Origin of the sequence: Dyadobacter fermentans DSM 18053 (genome assembly GCF_000023125.1) — a bacterium.
Taxonomy (GTDB): Bacteria; Bacteroidota; Bacteroidia; order Cytophagales; family Spirosomataceae; genus Dyadobacter; species Dyadobacter fermentans.
The window spans coordinates 5,041,809-5,057,500 of record NC_013037.1; the positions used below are offsets into that span (position 1 = coordinate 5,041,809).

General features: G+C 52.8%; 10 protein-coding genes (1 of these 10 only partly in view). 5 read left to right on the forward strand and 5 right to left on the reverse strand.

All coding sequences use genetic code 11. The features are described 5' to 3' along the window. Window positions 1–19: 19 nt before the first annotated feature. The gene (locus tag DFER_RS20780) at window positions 20–1,612 is read left to right on the forward strand and encodes a SusD/RagB family nutrient-binding outer membrane lipoprotein (RefSeq protein WP_229206071.1); all 1,593 of its coding nucleotides are present in this window, start codon (window positions 20–22) and stop codon (window positions 1,610–1,612) included. 93 nt (window positions 1,613–1,705) lie between these two features. Here the strand turns inward: DFER_RS20780 and DFER_RS20785 are convergent, their stop codons facing one another. The 3 genes from DFER_RS20785 to DFER_RS20795 all read right to left on the reverse strand — a co-directional run bounded on the left by DFER_RS20785 (window position 1,706) and on the right by DFER_RS20795 (window position 5,181). Continuing rightward, window positions 1,706–3,259, reverse strand: a complete 1,554-nt coding sequence (locus DFER_RS20785) for an FG-GAP repeat domain-containing protein (RefSeq protein ID WP_015813623.1) — start codon at window positions 3,257–3,259, stop codon at window positions 1,706–1,708. Between the two features lie 8 nt (window positions 3,260–3,267). Then, window positions 3,268–4,602, reverse strand: coding sequence for an argininosuccinate lyase (gene argH / locus DFER_RS20790; RefSeq protein WP_015813624.1), 1,335 nt, complete (start codon window positions 4,600–4,602; stop codon window positions 3,268–3,270). Window positions 4,603–4,674: 72 nt separating this feature from the next. Then, window positions 4,675–5,181, reverse strand: coding sequence for a C40 family peptidase (locus tag DFER_RS20795; protein ID WP_015813625.1), 507 nt, complete (start codon window positions 5,179–5,181; stop codon window positions 4,675–4,677). 131 nt (window positions 5,182–5,312) lie between these two features. Here DFER_RS20795 and DFER_RS20800 point away from each other — a divergent pair, with 131 nt between their 5' ends. The 3 genes from DFER_RS20800 to DFER_RS20810 all read left to right on the forward strand — a co-directional run bounded on the left by DFER_RS20800 (window position 5,313) and on the right by DFER_RS20810 (window position 9,682). Continuing rightward, entirely contained in the window at window positions 5,313–6,479 is a 1,167-nt protein-coding gene (locus tag DFER_RS20800) for an AIR synthase related protein (protein WP_015813626.1), read from the forward strand. A gap of 160 nt (window positions 6,480–6,639) precedes the next feature. Further along, window positions 6,640–8,352: a PQQ-dependent sugar dehydrogenase gene (locus tag DFER_RS20805; RefSeq protein ID WP_015813627.1), complete on the forward strand. Its 1,713-nt coding sequence runs from the start codon at window positions 6,640–6,642 to the stop codon at window positions 8,350–8,352. Window positions 8,353–8,746: 394 nt separating this feature from the next. Then, window positions 8,747–9,682, forward strand: a complete 936-nt coding sequence (locus DFER_RS20810) for an SGNH/GDSL hydrolase family protein (RefSeq protein WP_015813628.1) — start codon at window positions 8,747–8,749, stop codon at window positions 9,680–9,682. A 70-nt stretch (window positions 9,683–9,752) separates the two neighbouring features. Here DFER_RS20810 and DFER_RS20815 read toward each other — a convergent pair whose 3' ends face one another. Beyond that, complete coding sequence (locus DFER_RS20815) at window positions 9,753–11,585, reverse strand: RagB/SusD family nutrient uptake outer membrane protein (protein ID WP_015813629.1); 1,833 nt, start codon at window positions 11,583–11,585, stop codon at window positions 9,753–9,755. 21 nt (window positions 11,586–11,606) lie between these two features. Further along, window positions 11,607–14,735: a SusC/RagA family TonB-linked outer membrane protein gene (locus DFER_RS20820; protein WP_015813630.1), complete on the reverse strand. Its 3,129-nt coding sequence runs from the start codon at window positions 14,733–14,735 to the stop codon at window positions 11,607–11,609. Between the two features lie 212 nt (window positions 14,736–14,947). Between DFER_RS20820 and DFER_RS20825 the strand changes: the two genes are divergently transcribed. Further along, a protein-coding gene (locus tag DFER_RS20825) for a hypothetical protein (protein ID WP_015813631.1) crosses the window boundary here: on the forward strand, window positions 14,948–15,692 show its beginning. The gene runs 902 nt beyond the window's last position; the window shows 745 of its 1,647 coding nt (coding positions 1–745); it begins with the start codon at window positions 14,948–14,950; its stop codon lies beyond the right edge, outside the window.

A 15,692-nucleotide genomic window follows, 5' to 3' on the forward strand; every position in this document is an offset into this window, starting at 1 on the left:
TTTCAATCAGACTATGAAAATGAAAAAGATATCATCAGTTATTTTGGCAGGGCTCATGCTGGTGGCAGCGTCCTGTAAAGAGTCCGATTTCAGCGACGTTTACCCTGATCCTTCGAAGATCTCCGAAACGACCGTTGAGAAGCAGTTCACAGGGTTTCTTCAATCCAACAAGGACTATGTTCTGCCGGGCTACCTGCATTACTTTACATTGCTCCGTGTAACATTGAACCAATACAACCAGACAATCGGCTGGATCAATGCTTCGGGACAGTACGTTCCGGGATCTGCGGGTGTGGAAAACATCTGGTTCAACTACTATAACCTGCTGGCGCAATACCGCGAGCTGGAAAAAGTGTACAACTCCAAATCTTCGACTGAGCAGGCTGACCGCAAGTTCTTCATGACCGTTGCGAAAGTTTACCTCTACGACCAGACTCAAAGAATGATCGACGTGTTCGGAGCGATTCCGTTCACCGAGGCAGGTATGCTGAGCACCAAAGGCGGAGACTACACTTCTTCCGCAGCGAAGTTCGACGATCCTCAGGCGCTTTACACGCTGATGCTCGACGATCTGAAAGCGATCTCGGCGGAACTGAATGCAACGACCATCAACGCAGGTTACCAGCAGTCGTTCAAAACGCAGGATTTCGTGAACAAAGGCGACCTCACTGCCTGGAAACGTTACTGCAACTCGCTGCGTCTTCGCATGCTGAACCGCGTGTCGGATGTTGCGGCATTCCAGTCGCGCTCTAACTCGGAAATCGCCGAGATCCTGGGTAATGCAACTACTTATCCGGTGGTTGAAAACAACGATCAAAACATTCAGATCACCGTTTTTGATATCAACAGCGGTATCAACTCGAAAGGGTTCCAGGATGGTATCGCATCAAGCGGTGAATGGTACGGTAACACAGCCGGCAAGAAACTGGTCGACTTCCTGAACACCAACGCTGATCCACGTTTGCGATTGTTGTTCGAGCCGGGTGCTAATGCAAAAGGTGCTTACATCGGTATCGATCCACTTGGAACAGCTGCTACACAGCAGGCATTGGCACAGTCCGGACAAGTTGCGATTTACAACCGTTACGTAACCAGCCACAACCAGTTTTTCCCAGGTATCATTATTAATGCTCCTGAGGTTAACCTGATCAAAGCTGAGTATTACCTGAGAACCGGTAACGACGCATCTGCTAAAACGGCTTACGAAACTGCAATTGCTCAGTCGATGGATTTCTATAACCGCATTAACAACATCAGCAATGCGGCACAGGGAACCAAGCCTGCCAACGTAACCACTGCCGAGGCAACTGCCTACATCGCAGGAAACGGCGTAAGCTGGGCAAAAGCGACTACGCCTGCTCAGAAACTGGAACTGATCGCGGCTCAGAAGTGGGTACATTACAATCTGGTGCAGCCATACGAAAACTGGGCGGACATCCGTCGTTTGAATATGCCTTCGCTCTCGTTCTGGGTGGATAACAACAACAACCAGACGCAGCCGCCGGTACGCCTCAACTACCCAGGCAACGAAATCACTTACAACCCGCAGAACTATGCGGCCGTTCGTGAAAACGATAAACTCACTACCAAGCTATTCTGGGATGTGAAATAACCCACAGAATACTGACAATAGATTTAGTTAATATTTGGAAAGCGGCAGGTCGATGACTTGCCGCTTTCTTTTGTTTTAACCATAAATCAATGCTTATCTGCGGCGGTTGGTGAGGACTAGCAGCTGGGGGAACGATGTCTGGCCGCTGGAAATGAGCTTCGTCATTTCGTTCACGGTATGGAAGTAGGAGCCCAGCACAATGTCGGTGTCGCCGTCCTTGTCGAAATCGCCGGCTTCCATGGTAAGCCATTTGCCCGAAGCTGCCAGCGGGTTGGAATATGCCTTGAAACCCATTTTGCCGTCATTGGCAAGATAAATGAAGCTGTGCGCCGGATTGGCCAGGTCCGAATAGAAGGACGTGGCCGCAATGTCGAGATCGCCGTCGAGGTCGAAATCGCGGGCAATGGCTTTGCTGGCGCCGTAGAGCGGGAAAAACCACGCGAGTTTGAAACGGTCCTTGCCGTCGTTGAGGTAAATGCGGATGCCGTGGTAGTTTTTGTAAACCGGCGACAGGTCCCAGTTGTCGCCATTCGTTAGTAAAATATCCTGAAAGCCGTCCCGATTGAAATCGGCCATTTCAAAATAACTCATACCATACGATGGCGGGAATTGCAGCACGGTCTTTTCCCTGAATTTGCCGTTTCCCAAATTATAAAAGAACGAAACCTGCTCCCAGGCCTGCGCCATCAGCGCAACTATGTCCGGCTTCTTATCATTGTTAAGATCGCGTATTTCGGCACGTCTGGCGCCCGGAAGTTCCTTTAATACATGCTCCTTATCCGCTTCGAAATTATCCAGCCAGAACAATTTGCCCGAGTGGTTTCCAAACCCGGAGATCAATGCATCTTCTTTTCCATCCATATTGAGGTCGCCCGCCGTGAATTGCACCGGCCTGGGCAGGTTACGGATGTCCACCAGCGATGCGTCCGATGTTTTCGATAGCGACATCAGCCGGCCTGTCCGCTGGTCGGATGGCTTGAAAACGCCGATCGACAGGAGCCGGGGCGGCGCGTTTTTCGGGAAATCGATGTCGGTAGGTGCCGAATCGATCCACCAGGTATCCTGCAAACCCGTTTTGCCAAAGACATATAATGCATTCTGATCATCGCCAATGAAAAGCTGTGACGACACCGGGTCATATTTGAGCAATGTGGTTTTGGGTACTTGTTTGTCGCCCACCGTCATCGGCGAAAAGTCAAATAGCGGAAGCGAATCCGCTACCGCGATCGTGTTCTCCTGTGGAAGCGGCTGCTCGGGGGCCATTGCCCGGTAGTAGGCGACGATCTTTTTCCAATCCGCATCGGAAATCTGCCTCGCTTCGGGATACACGTCCAGCGCCCGCATGGCCTTTGCTTCTTCGGGAATGAGATCGGCATACGGGTCGTGCCCATTTGCGCGGACGCCCAGGCGCAGGCCCATGTTGGGCAGTACACTGGCTGTCCACGTTTTCTTGTCGAGCAGCGAAGGTTCGGGGAACAAGTGGCAGCGCTGGCAATAGTCCATCGCCAGTTTTTTACCTTCCTGAACGGAATCCGCCATGGCAAGCGGCTTGCCGCTACGAGCCGACAAACCGGTGTCGACAGCAAGCGAAAGCCCCGCCATTCCGATGGGTAACGAAAACAGCAGGGCTTTTCTAAGGACGGTCATGGGATCGCTTAACGGATCAGTTTGGAAAGCGTTTCAAGCACTTCATCATATCCGAACGCGGCGATCTCACGTTCCATTCGCGCACGGATTTGTTCCGTCTGCAAATTGCCAATACTCCCCTCATGCGAGTGTTTCAGTTCACGCGGTGCCGTATAGCTGCCATCGCCGATTTCCGCGCCCACCTGCTTGTAAGCGTCGCGGAAAGGCACTCCGGCAAGCACGAGCTCGTTTACACGCTCCACGCTGAACAGCAGATCGTATTTCGGGTCGTCGAGCAGGTTTTGCTTCACTTTCATATGTTCGAGCATGAATGCGGCGATGTCCAGGCAGTCCAGGATTTCGTCGAATGCAGGCATCAGGATTTCTTTCAGGAGCTGCATATCGCGGTGGTAGCCCGATGGCAGGTTGCTCAGCACCATCGTCACTTCCATCGGCAATGCTTTCATGCGGTTGGTTTTGGCGCGGAGGAGTTCGGCTACGTCGGGGTTCTTTTTATGCGGCATAATGCTGCTGCCGGTCGTGAGGTCGTCGGGGAGGACGATGAAGCCGAAGTTCTGGCTGTTGTACAGGCACACGTCCATCGCCAGCCTCGATACCGTTGCGGCGAGGGAAGCGATCGCGCTCAATGCGGCCTGCTCGGTGCGGCCGCGGCTCATTTGGGCGTACACCACATTATGGTGCATTCCTTCAAAACCGAGCAGGTCGGTGGTGAGCTGGCGGTTCAGCGGGAACGATGAGCCGTAACCTGCGCCCGAACCCAGCGGATTGCGGTTGGCGAGGCGGTAGGCGGCGTTCAGCTGGATAATATCGTCAATAAGTCCTTCGGCATAGGCACCAAACCACAGCCCGAACGACGACGGCATGGCAATCTGTAAATGCGTGTATCCTGGCAGGAGATCGTTCCGGTGTTCCTCCGATTTGCGCGAAAGCACATCAAAAAGCTTCTCGGTAGCCTGTACCACCTCGAAGAGGCGCGCGCGGGTGTAGAGTTTCATGTCCACCAGCACCTGGTCGTTCCGGGAGCGGCCCGAATGGATTTTTTTGCCCGTGTCGCCGAGCTTGCGGGTGAGCAGCAGTTCTACCTGCGAATGCACGTCTTCGATGCCTTCCTCGATCACGAATTCGCCCGCCTGGATTTGCTGGTAAATGGCTTTGAGTTCGGTTTTCAATGCGGCCAGATCGTCGGCGGTGAGGAGGCCGATGGTTTCGAGCATGGTGGCGTGGGCGATGTTGCCCAGCACGTCGAATTCGGCGAGATGAATATCCATTTCACGGTCGCGCCCGACGGTGAAGCGTTCTATTTTTTCAGAGGTAACAGTATTTTCCTTTTGCCAGAGTTTCAAAATGCGAAGATGATAAAAGACTGAATCAATATCGATCTTGCAAATTTACGATCAAAGCGGCATGTTTCCGGCCTATTCCATCATTCTTTTGATCGCCACAAACCGCTTGCTGTAATAGGCCGCATTGAGCAGATCGTACCGGATGCCGCCTTTCCAGGCCGAATGGATAAACTTGACATAGCCGGGCGTTACTTCCGTAATAATGCCCACATGCCCGATGCGCTTGCTTTTGGTGCTGTTGCCTTTGAAAAAAATAAGGTCGCCGGGTTTGGCATCGTCGAGCTGCACCTCTTCACCATGCTCGGCCTGCGCGGCGCTGGAATGCGGCAAGGTGATATTCCATTGATTAAAACAATATCTGACAAAGCCGGAGCAGTCGAAACCTTTTTTAGAGGCACCGCCGGAGCGGTAGGGGATATGCAAATGCCGGGTAGCGAACGATACCAGCGACTCGATGGGGTTCAGCGTGTCCGAGGCAACTTCCTGCGGCCTGGCCGACTGGGCAAATGTGCGGTTACTGATTGAACTGGCGGCAAACAATAAGGCTACTACAATGACTGAACGAATCAAAAAAAGCATGAAATCGAAAGTGGGGTCAGGACTTTAAAGAGCCAATATTAACGACTACTTTCATGAAAGTAAAGGTTTAAGCCCCCTTTTTGCCTACTTTTGTGCCGGAATCAGGATAGCATACTAATTAATACGCTCAGATGAAAACTACCGACCGTTATCTCCAGCGCGGTGTATCGGCATCGAAGGAAGATGTGCATAAGGCCATCGAAAAGATCGATAAAGGGCTTTTCCCAAAGGCTTTTTGTAAAATAGTCCCGGATACGCTCGCGGGCGATCCCGACTACTGCACGATCATGCATGCAGACGGCGCAGGTACCAAAACTTCCCTGGCGTATTTGTACTGGAAAGAAACTGGTGACATTTCGGTGTGGAAAGGCATCGCGCAGGACGCGATTGTCATGAATACCGATGACCTGCTCTGCGTAGGCGCCACCGGACCGATGCTCTATTCGTCTACCATCGACCGTAACAAAAACCGCATTCCCGGTGAAGTGATTGCCGAGGTGATCAACGGTGCCGAAGAAGTGCTCGAAATGCTCCGCAGCTACGGCGTCGAGATTTACAGCACAGGCGGCGAAACGGCCGATGTGGGCGACCTCGTCCGCACCGTGACCGTCAACAGCACGGTAATCGCCCGGATGAAACGCTCGGAAGTGGTGGATAATGCCAATATTCAGGCAGGTGATGTGATCGTGGGGCTGGCTTCCTACGGGCAGGCGACTTATGAAAGCGAATACAACGGCGGAATGGGCAGCAATGGCCTCACCTCCGCCCGACACGATATTTTGGGTAAATACCTTTCCAAATATACCGAAAGTTTCGATCCGGAAGTAAGCGACGACCTCATTTACAGCGGCAGCAAAAACCTCACCGATCCGGTGGAGGACGCGCCGTTGAATGTAGGCAAGCTGATCCTCTCGCCTACGCGCACCTACGCGCCCGTGGCCAAGGCCCTGCTCGACGAGATGCGGCCTGAAATTCATGGCATGGTACATTGCAGTGGCGGAGCACAGACAAAAATTCTACATTTTGTTGATAACCTTCACATTATCAAAGACAACCTGCTGCCGGTACCGCCGCTGTTCAGGCTGATCCAGGAGGAAAGCGGAACGAGCTGGCAGGAAATGTACAAGGTGTTCAATATGGGCCACAGGCTGGAAATTTACCTTCCCGAAGCGCACGCCGCCCGTGTGATCGAAATCTCTCAGTCGTTTGGGATCGATGCCCAAGTGGTAGGCCGCGTGGAGGCAGCCGCAGAGAAAAAACTTACCATCAGCAGCGAATACGGCACTTTTTATTATTGAGCAGCCGGCATTGGCGTGGCAAGCAAATTGAGCCTTCGGAAGAACAACTTCCGAAGGCTTTTTCTTTACCAGATTTCCGGGACCTGACGGGGTATGACAATTGTAGTATGATTTCGTAATGAGTAGTAGAAGTATTGTTGTCTATTAACCATTTTGAAATATGAAACATATCAACAACTATCCTATGCCGCGCTGCTGTGCGCTGCTATTCCTTCTTGTTCTCACATCCCTGCGCATTTGCGCACAAACTCCCGAGGTGCGAATCAATTCGACGCCGGTCATCAGCGGGTTAACCTCGGCTATGCAGCTCGTGCACGCCGGCGACGGTTCGAACCGGGTCTTTATCGTCGAACGCGCGGGCATTATCCGTGCCTATAACCCCGGGGCATTAAGCACGCCCGTTGAGTTTCTGAATATGAATAGCGGCGGGCAGGTAGTATCTCAGGACGGTGAGGGCGGTTTGCTGAGCGTTGCCTTTCACCCCAATTTCCTAACCAACGGGTATGTCTATACTTATTATACCGATACCGCTGGTGACCTGGTGGTGGCGAGGTACACCTCCACTAACCCGCCCGGTAATATCGTCCTGGCCAGTAGCCGCGTCGAAGTCCTGAAAATCCCGCATCCGATTAATAACAATCACAATGGTGGTGAGCTGCATTTCGGCTACGAGGATGGTTACTTGTACTTATCCACCGGTGATGGCGGTGCGGGTGACGATCCGAACCAAAACGGCCAGAATCCCCAGAGCCTGCTGGGAAAAATTTTGCGTATTGATGTGGACCCACCCATTGGAACAGTGGCTCCCTATGTGATCCCGCCGAGCAATCCGTTCGGGAACGAGGTGTTTGCGCTCGGTTTGCGAAATCCATTCCGATGGAGTTTCGATCGCTCTACTTACGATATGTGGATCGGTGATGTGGGCCAGGGGGCTTTTGAGGAAGTGAACCACCGGACAGCCGCCAATGCATCCGGCGCCAATTTCGGATGGCGGTGCTTTGAAGGAAATGGCTACACGCCCGGCATCCCGATCAATGAATGTCCCGATTCCGCCGGTTTTGTGAAACCCATTTACAGTTATGCCACAGGAAGTGCGCGGGGGCGGTCGGTTGTTGGCGGAGTGGTGTACAGGGGAAATGAGTGGCCGCTCATGAAAGGCTTTTACGTCGGGATGGACTACTTCTCGGGCGACATTCACGTGCTGAACGCCAGCGGCTCGGTGAAGCATTATGAAACGTCCACTTTTACGAATATCAGGGATATTGGAGAAGATGAGGCCGGCGAAATTTACGCCGTCGGGGCTACTGCCGTATATCGGATCGAGGCGGAGAACCCGCTGCCCGTAACACTTGTCAGTTTCTCGGGTGCGCCTGCTGCCGACGGGGTGCGGCTATCGTGGCAAACCGCGATGGAAAAGGATTTCAGATCGTTCGAAATCGAGTACAGCGCCGATGCACGCCGTTTTGAAAATATCGGTTCGGTGCCTGGCGGAAGCGCGGCGGGAGGCTCATATTCTTTCACGCACAGCACCACTGAAAGCGGAAATCTCTATTACCGACTCAAAATGGTGGATACCGACGAGAGTTTCCGGTATTCCAAAATGATCACCGTCGGGAAGGGCGGCGAGCGAATCAGCGACCTTTTCGTTCGGCCTTCACTGATCAGCAGTGCTGAAATGAATCTGCTGGTCGAAGAACCGTTCCTAACGCTGGAAGTCGTCAATTCTGGTGGCCAGGTGGTGCTGATGGAGAAGATAGGCGGCAGAAGCGGCCCTGTAAGCATTCCGTTGGGTAACACCACTTCAGGCATTTACGTGGTCCGCATGGCAGGTCACGACCGCGTTGTCCAGCAAAAGGTCCTGGTACTCAGATAAAAACAGACATTCCGGAGGTAAAACCTCCGGAATGTGATCATTATACAACCCTAAAACCCAATTTATGTAATAGCAAAGATTGGATGTGACAAATGTATGGATTTAATCCAAAATAATGGAATAAATCCATACATTTTTTGATGGTTTAGTGCGTGAGATTCTCGGACACCTATCCGTTAACGGTAGCGACGAGCTGGGCGGCAGCTCAGTGTTTGGAACGATTATTGCGAATGCTCTAATACGCGCGAGTATGGCGCGGTTAAAAGCACCTGGAAAACAACGTTCCGTCTATCAAATGAAACCATCCCTACCTACTGGCCCTGGTGACAATATCGGCCGTACAATCAGTCGCAGGCGTTTTTTTCATCAAACTGGGGCGGCGGCACTGTCCACAATGCTGCTCACATCCTGCGATAACCTGCTCGACAAAGTCTTCCCTTCCAAAAAGGATAAGCGCGACAAAACACTGGCATTTTTCGGAGACAGCCTCACCAATGGCACCGGTGGTACGCGGCCATTCGGCGAATGGGTCGGTAATACGCTCACCGGCCGCCCGCTTTATCATGACGCTATCAACGGGCAGATTTCCTCGTCCATCGCCACACGGCAGGGCGGCCTGCCGTTGACGGTGTCGGTAGCCGGCCGCAAATTCGACGGGCTGGAACCGGTGGCAGTCACGAAATTGAATAACCAGTTCCTATCGACCTTCCTGAACGGCAACATTTACACCCGTACGGGCACCCTCGCAGGCGTGAAATGCACCATCAAACGCACATTTGTGCAGGGGCTTGGTGATCAGTACAGCGTGCAGCCGCTCGCCGCGAGTGAAGCAGAGTTGAAACCGGATATCGAAATCCCGGACGATTCGGTGTTTGAATTGGAAGATGCCGCCAAAATGCGGACTGCTACACAAATTCTCTGGTACGGCCGCAACGACATCACCGAGTCGAAGCCCGAAAGGGACATTCTGGAAGCGATTAAAAGCTCCGTGGCGTACATCGCCGAGCCGCGGCGTTTCCTGGTGTTGGGCATACTGCTCGCCATCCCGGAAAATAAGGGCACTGCCCGCTATGCCAAGATCACCGCATTCAACGACGAGCTGGCGCTGCTGTACCGCGATTCGTATGTGTCCATGGCACCGCCCACCCAAGCGGAGATGGAGGCGATCGGCTATACGCCCACAGCCGAAGACCTGGCCAATATCGAGGCCGGTAACTTCCCCGCAGGCATGCGCCCGGCCAACAAATCGGACCAGATCCACCTCAATGATTTTGGGTATAAGATCGTAGCGAACCGCGTTGCAGCGAAAATCAAGGATCTGGATTACTAGAAAAGCAATATTTTTTATCTCAAAGCAAAACAAGTCCCCGTTTTCGAGGACTTGTTTTGCTTTATTCAAATCATTGCGGAATGCTCGTGAGCGGCGGTACATTGCGCTCGTAGCCGGCATAGCCCTTATTCTGATTGATAATGCCCTTGGTATTTCCCTGGATCGTGGGTGACGGGATGGGCCAGAGCACGTGATACGGGCTGATCAGGTATTCGTCGCCATGCCTTGTTTTGACACCTTTATTATAGAAGTTACTTTTTTCGATCACGCGGTCGTAAAAGAAGTTGTCGTCGGAGAAATTGTTCAGGCTGTATGTTTTGCCGTTGTATGCAGTTTTGCCGGTTTGCGCCAGAATGTAAGCAATGCGGGTCAGCTCGGTTTTGCGCGGTTCTTCGTAGTAGAGCTCGCGTGCTCTTTCGTCGAGGATCGTCCCGATATTGATTTTACCGGCGGCAATGGGAGCGGCGCCGGCTCTTTCACGCACGGCGTTCAGGTCCTTGGCTGCATTGGCGAGGTCGCCTTTCCAGAAGTAGGCTTCGGCGCGCAACAAATGCGTTTCGGCCAGTCGGAAAACGTACCAGTCGGTGTGGCCACCTGCCGGCTGCACGCGCTCAGGGTCGGGGACATATAGTTTATAATGCGGCCAGTCGAACCAGCAGCGGATGGTGTCGATGGTGAGCAATGAGCCGTCGGTGGTGCGGAGTTGGAGGTTTTTCCCAAAGAAGCTATCCTTTCCTTTCAACGCCGGATTGTTATATACCAAATCTTCCATTCGCATCCAGTTGCCCGGCGCATGGCGCAAATCATTTTTATCATCCCAAACGCCGTCGGTTGAATAGTAGGTAGGCCGCAGGCGGCCAATGCCCCGCCCAAACCTGGTCACCTGGTCTATTTCAATATTATAGGTATCGATCGTGCCGCGGCTTCCGTTGGGCGTATTGATGTTGTTGTGCCAGAACGGCACGGCATTCCGCATGGATTGGATACCGCCATCGAAATTTCCATCCATCATGAAGCGGTCGATTACGAGCAGCAATGCTTCGGTATTGTTGGCAATGGACTTGTTTTCCGGCCGGTGGAGGTCCCAAATGAGGTTTTTGGTCGGGTCGCCCAGGTGTGCCCCGAAACGGCTCGTCATCAGCCGGTGCGTTCCGCCATCGATCACATTACCCGCCGATTTGATCGCATCGTCAAAAAGTCCCAATGCGAGGTTGATCTTCGTGAGCAGGTGGCTCACGGCGCCTTTGTTCACAGTGCCTTTATCCGTCATAGCAGGCACCCATTGCTCGGCGAATTCGAGGTCTGTTTTCATTTTTTGCAAAATCACCTCTCTTTTCGTCGAGTAAAAATCCAGCTTTGGTTCCACTACTTCATCCAGGATCAGCGGCACATCGCCAAACTGGTGCACAAGGCGGTAGTAACGGTAGGCGCGGTGAAAGTAGGCTGCTCCGAGTAATGCATTTTTTTCGGCCTCACTTCCATAAGTAGGTTGGTTGATCCGCGAAATGGCCACATTGGCATATTTAATACCCTTGTAACCTTCCAGCCAGTACCATCCGATCCGGTTGTAATCAGTGCTGTTGAGTTGGGCATCGGGGGTGATTTGCAGGTTCATGTTCTGCGCCGGGCCCGATTTGTCGGTGGTGCCTTCCACGGCAATGTCTGAGAAGATCGCCTCGGTAATGATCGGCGGATTGTCGCCAAACCACTCGTAGCGCATATTTCGCTCACAGGCGATGAGCGTCGCTTTCAGTCCGTCGGGATCGTCGAAGGTTTTGTCCGGCGAGAAAAAGGAAAGCGGCCGGGGCTCCAACCGCGCTTTGTCGCAGCCGAGCAGGAAAATGGTCGTCACGGCGCAGGCGGTGGCGGCAATTGTTTTGAGATTTTTATATCCGGAAATCATGTTTGGTTTCAGTTTGACTTATCACAATGTAATGTCCACACCCACCGTCAGCAGGCGGGGCGTTGGCACGTTCTGGTTGTCGTCGTTAGGTTCGGCATCCCAGAAATCCCATTTGGGTGCGTAGTAACCCAGGTTTTTGGCAGAAAAGAAGAATTTCAGATTGTCCACCTTGATCTTCTCGACGATTCTCCGCGGCAGGGTGTAGCCAAGGGAAACGTTATCCAAGCGAATGAAAGAGCGTTCCTGGTAAACCCCGAAACCGCTCGCTCCGCCTTCGCTGGAATATAAGCGCGCCCATTCGTTCGAGCGGTTTTCTTCGGTCCAGTAGGGGAATTGGTAAGAGCTGGTCCGGTCGAGGAAGCCGTCGCGGTTTTTGCGCTGGTTGTAGGTTGCCTTGTGCCCCCAATACGAGTAAATGGCAATGCCGACGTCCAGTGTTTTGAACAGTTTGAAGTCATTCCTCAATGTCCAGCGGAAGCGCGGGTTGGTCCAGCCCTGGAACTGCTTGTCGGCATTGGTGAACTTGCCGTCTTTATCCACATCTTCCAGTTTGAAATCGCCGGGTTTTACGCCGTATTTAGCGGCTTCATCCTTTTCTTCGACTTGCCACACGCCCAGGATCTTGTAATCCCAGATTTCATCAAGCGAATGGCCGATAAATCTCCTGTTGGCGACGTCATCTTTCTCTTTGCCGTTTTCGTCGAGGTCGCCATAGAGCCGCGCGATTTTGTTGCGGTTGAGCTGGAAAGTGAGCGTCGAGCGCCATGAGAACTTGTTGCGGTCCATATTAACCGAGTTTAGGCTCAGCTCAATACCCCGGTTTTGTACTTCCCCGAGGTTATCCCAATAAGAGCTGAAACCAAGAATATCCGGCAATGCCCGCTGAACGAGCAGGTCAGTGGTCGACGATTTGTACACTTCAACAGAACCATCGATTTTATTATTGAATAAACCAAAATCGAGACCCAGGTTATAGGACGCAGTCCGTTCCCATTTCAGGTTCGCGTTTTGCAACTGGTTTACATACAGCTGGTTCACAAGGTAAACAGTCCCGTCCGGGCGCACGTGCAGGTACTTGCCCGTTTGCAGGTCCGAAACGGCCGAGTATAACCCAATGTCCCGGTTCCCATTACTTCCCCACGTAGCGCGCAGCTTACCGTAGTTGAGCCAGCTGCTTTTCCAGAAGCTTTCGTCCGTAAATACCCAGCCCAACGCCACCGAACCGAACGTTGCGCGCGGATTGGCCTGGCCGAATGCCGAGTAACCGTCGCGGCGGGTTGATAGCGTAACCATGTACCGGTCTTTGAACGAGTAAAACACGCGCGCCATCAATGCATCGCCGGTGCTGTATTGGTCATAGCTGGACACGGTGGGGTTAATGCCCGTTCCGATCCCATGGTAGCTCAGCGCGTCGGTCGGCAGGAAGCCTTTATTGGTCATGGTATTGTCCCACCGCTGGTATTTCTCCGCATTGGCGAGCAATGTGACATCAAAGTTGTGTTTGCCGAATGTTTTGTTCCATTTCAGGATATTATCTACCTGCCATTGGAAAGTTTTGCGGTTCTGGCGTGATCCCGTACCACCCACGGCAGCCCATTCGGCATGCGAGGCGGATTCATGGTTATAGCGGTCGTAGTATTCGTAGCGCGGTGTGAAGTTCACGCGGAAAGAGAAGCCGAACGGCAGCGTGATGTTCCCGTAGAGCGTGGAGTTGAAGGTGGTGATCTGATGCTTGCGGTCGATGAACTGGCGTGCATAGTAGGGGTGGTTCCCGCCGCTTGCCTCGTTGTTGGGCCGCCATTTGTACGTACCGTCTTCATTAAACTCGGAGCCCCAGGGGGAAAGAATGCGGGCAAGGCCGTAGTCCACCGGCACCGAGCTCTCGTCGCGGTCGGCAAACTGCGTATTAATCCCCACCGAAAGGAATTTGGTCACCTGGCCTTCGAGGTTAATGCGGCCGCGGACCGTGGAGAATTTATCGCCTGTGATAATGCCTTCGTTGTTGAGATAACCCAGCGACATAAAATAGCTGACAGCCTCCTTCTTGCCCGAAAGGCTCACCGTGTGATCCTGGCGCAGCCCCGTTTGGAATACTTTTGAATACCAATCCACGCTGCGGCCGGCTTTGTAATTTTCGATTTCGATGGGCTGCATGCCCAGGCGCTGTAACCAGACGGTCGTAGGGTCGCCGGAAGACTTGTCGTAGGCAAGCCATTGATCGAGCGTAATATCCGAAGGCAGATTGGCCGGGTTGTCGAACTGGTGAGGCTTGTAGGAAGCATTGATGTTCTTCATCACCTCGCCACGCCAGGCAACGAATTCGTCCGGGCCCAGCACGGGCTGATTTTTGGAAACATTACCAATACCCACATTACTGTTGATGTTCACTCGTGCTTTGCCTTCCTTTCCTTTTTTGGTGGTGATGAGGATAACGCCGCTTGCTGCTTTGGACCCGAAAACGGCCGCTGAGCTGGCATCTTTCAGAACGTCGATCGTTTCGATGTCATTGGGATTGATATCCGACAATTCGCCATAGTAAATCGCGCCGTCAAGGACGAGGAGCGGGCTTGTGGCCGCGTTGATCGAGTTACGGCCACGCACGAGCAAACTACCGCCGCCCTTCGCCGAGGGAGACATGCCCACGTTCAGGCCCGCCACATTGCCGCGCAGGATATCCTGGACCGAGTTGGGGTTTTCGTTTTCCAGTTTTGCGGTTGCGATCTGCGAAACGGCACCTGTAAGGTCACGTTTTTTCTGCGTTCCGTAACCTACCACTACCACCTCGTCCAGCGTTTTCTGGTCGCTGGCAAGCCGGATGTCGAGAATGGACGCATTGCCCACCACTTTTTCCTGCGTGAGGAAACCCACCGCCGAAAACACGAGAACCGACTCGTTGCCGGGGACAGAAATCTGGTAGGCGCCGTCGGCGTCCGTAGTGGTTCCGGTGGTGGTGCCTTTCAGGACCACCGTTACGCCGGGGATGGGCAGCCCGTCCTGAGCGTCCAATACTTTTCCCGTTACCGCTTTGTCGGCAACGGCTGCAATGGGGTTTGTTAGGGTGTGGGCAAAGCTGATGGGAGGCACGAGCAAAACTGCCGCAGCGAGCCAGAGCCCCATCCACTTAAAACACTTCATGGAATTTTCTTTCATAGTAAGGTTAGGAAACGTTAAGTGACTTAATTTTTATCAAAATACTTTGACGAAATTGTATCTTTCCATCCCCTACAAAAAGTGCTTTCAAATGTAGTACTATCACTATACGCAATGTAGTATCTCAAAAGTTGGGAAAAAATCCTGTTGGGTACGGTATGGACATCTTGCAAACTTCTTTGAACAGATAGCCACCAATCTGAACCCTGACGATGAAATACACGCTGATACTGAGCATGATTCTCCTGGTATTGTCTGCCAAAGCGCAGGAAACGAAGCCAAAGGAAGATGTAGTCATTGTCACCGAAAGAGGCGAAACGCGCGTGCATACGGAGAACGGGCAACTGCATGTGAGCATCTCGCCGGAGAAAGTGCAGCAGTTCAAAAAAGCGGGACGCGTCGGTTACCGCGATTTTGGCGCAAAAGGCGACGGAAAAGCAGACGATATCGATGCGATTGCGGCGACTCACGCAATTGCCAACTTACACGGCCTGCGTGTTAAGGCGGAAGACGGTGCTACGTATTACATTAGCGGTAAGGAACGCACGGCGATCATCCGCACGGATACCGATTTCGGCAAGGCGGCGTTGATCATCGATGATACCGATGTGGAGAACCGCAATGCGCCTGTGTTTACGGTGAGCTCGGCCATGAAGCCTTTCAAGCCGGAAAAGATTACTACATTAAAAAGGAACCAGTCGAAGATCGGCGTCTCGCTCCCCGGCCCCTGCCTGATTACCGTCACGAATGCGAACGTAAAGCAATACATCCGGTTTGGGCTCAACCAAAATAACGGATCTCCGCAAACCGACATTTTCGTGGCTGATAAAAACGGCAATGTAGATATGAATGCGCCCATCATCTGGGACTTCGATCAGATCACCGACATTTCGGCGCTTCCTATCGACGAGAAGCCGCTTAAAATTACCGGCGGCCGCTTCACAACGATCGCCAACC

Excerpts from the sequence above, each read along its gene's own strand:
- DFER_RS20780 (WP_229206071.1), top strand. The coding sequence starts at position 20 with ATGAAAAAGATATCATCAGTTATTTTGGCAGGGCTCATGCTGGTGGCA.
- DFER_RS20785 (WP_015813623.1), bottom strand. The coding sequence starts at position 3,259 with ATGACCGTCCTTAGAAAAGCCCTGCTGTTTTCGTTACCCATCGGAATG.
- DFER_RS20795 (WP_015813625.1), bottom strand. The coding sequence starts at position 5,181 with ATGCTTTTTTTGATTCGTTCAGTCATTGTAGTAGCCTTATTGTTTGCC.
- DFER_RS20800 (WP_015813626.1), top strand. The coding sequence starts at position 5,313 with ATGAAAACTACCGACCGTTATCTCCAGCGCGGTGTATCGGCATCGAAG.
- DFER_RS20805 (WP_015813627.1), top strand. The coding sequence starts at position 6,640 with ATGAAACATATCAACAACTATCCTATGCCGCGCTGCTGTGCGCTGCTA.
- DFER_RS20810 (WP_015813628.1), top strand. The coding sequence starts at position 8,747 with ATGCTGCTCACATCCTGCGATAACCTGCTCGACAAAGTCTTCCCTTCC.
- DFER_RS20815 (WP_015813629.1), bottom strand. The coding sequence starts at position 11,585 with ATGATTTCCGGATATAAAAATCTCAAAACAATTGCCGCCACCGCCTGC.
- DFER_RS20820 (WP_015813630.1), bottom strand. The coding sequence starts at position 14,735 with ATGAAAGAAAATTCCATGAAGTGTTTTAAGTGGATGGGGCTCTGGCTC.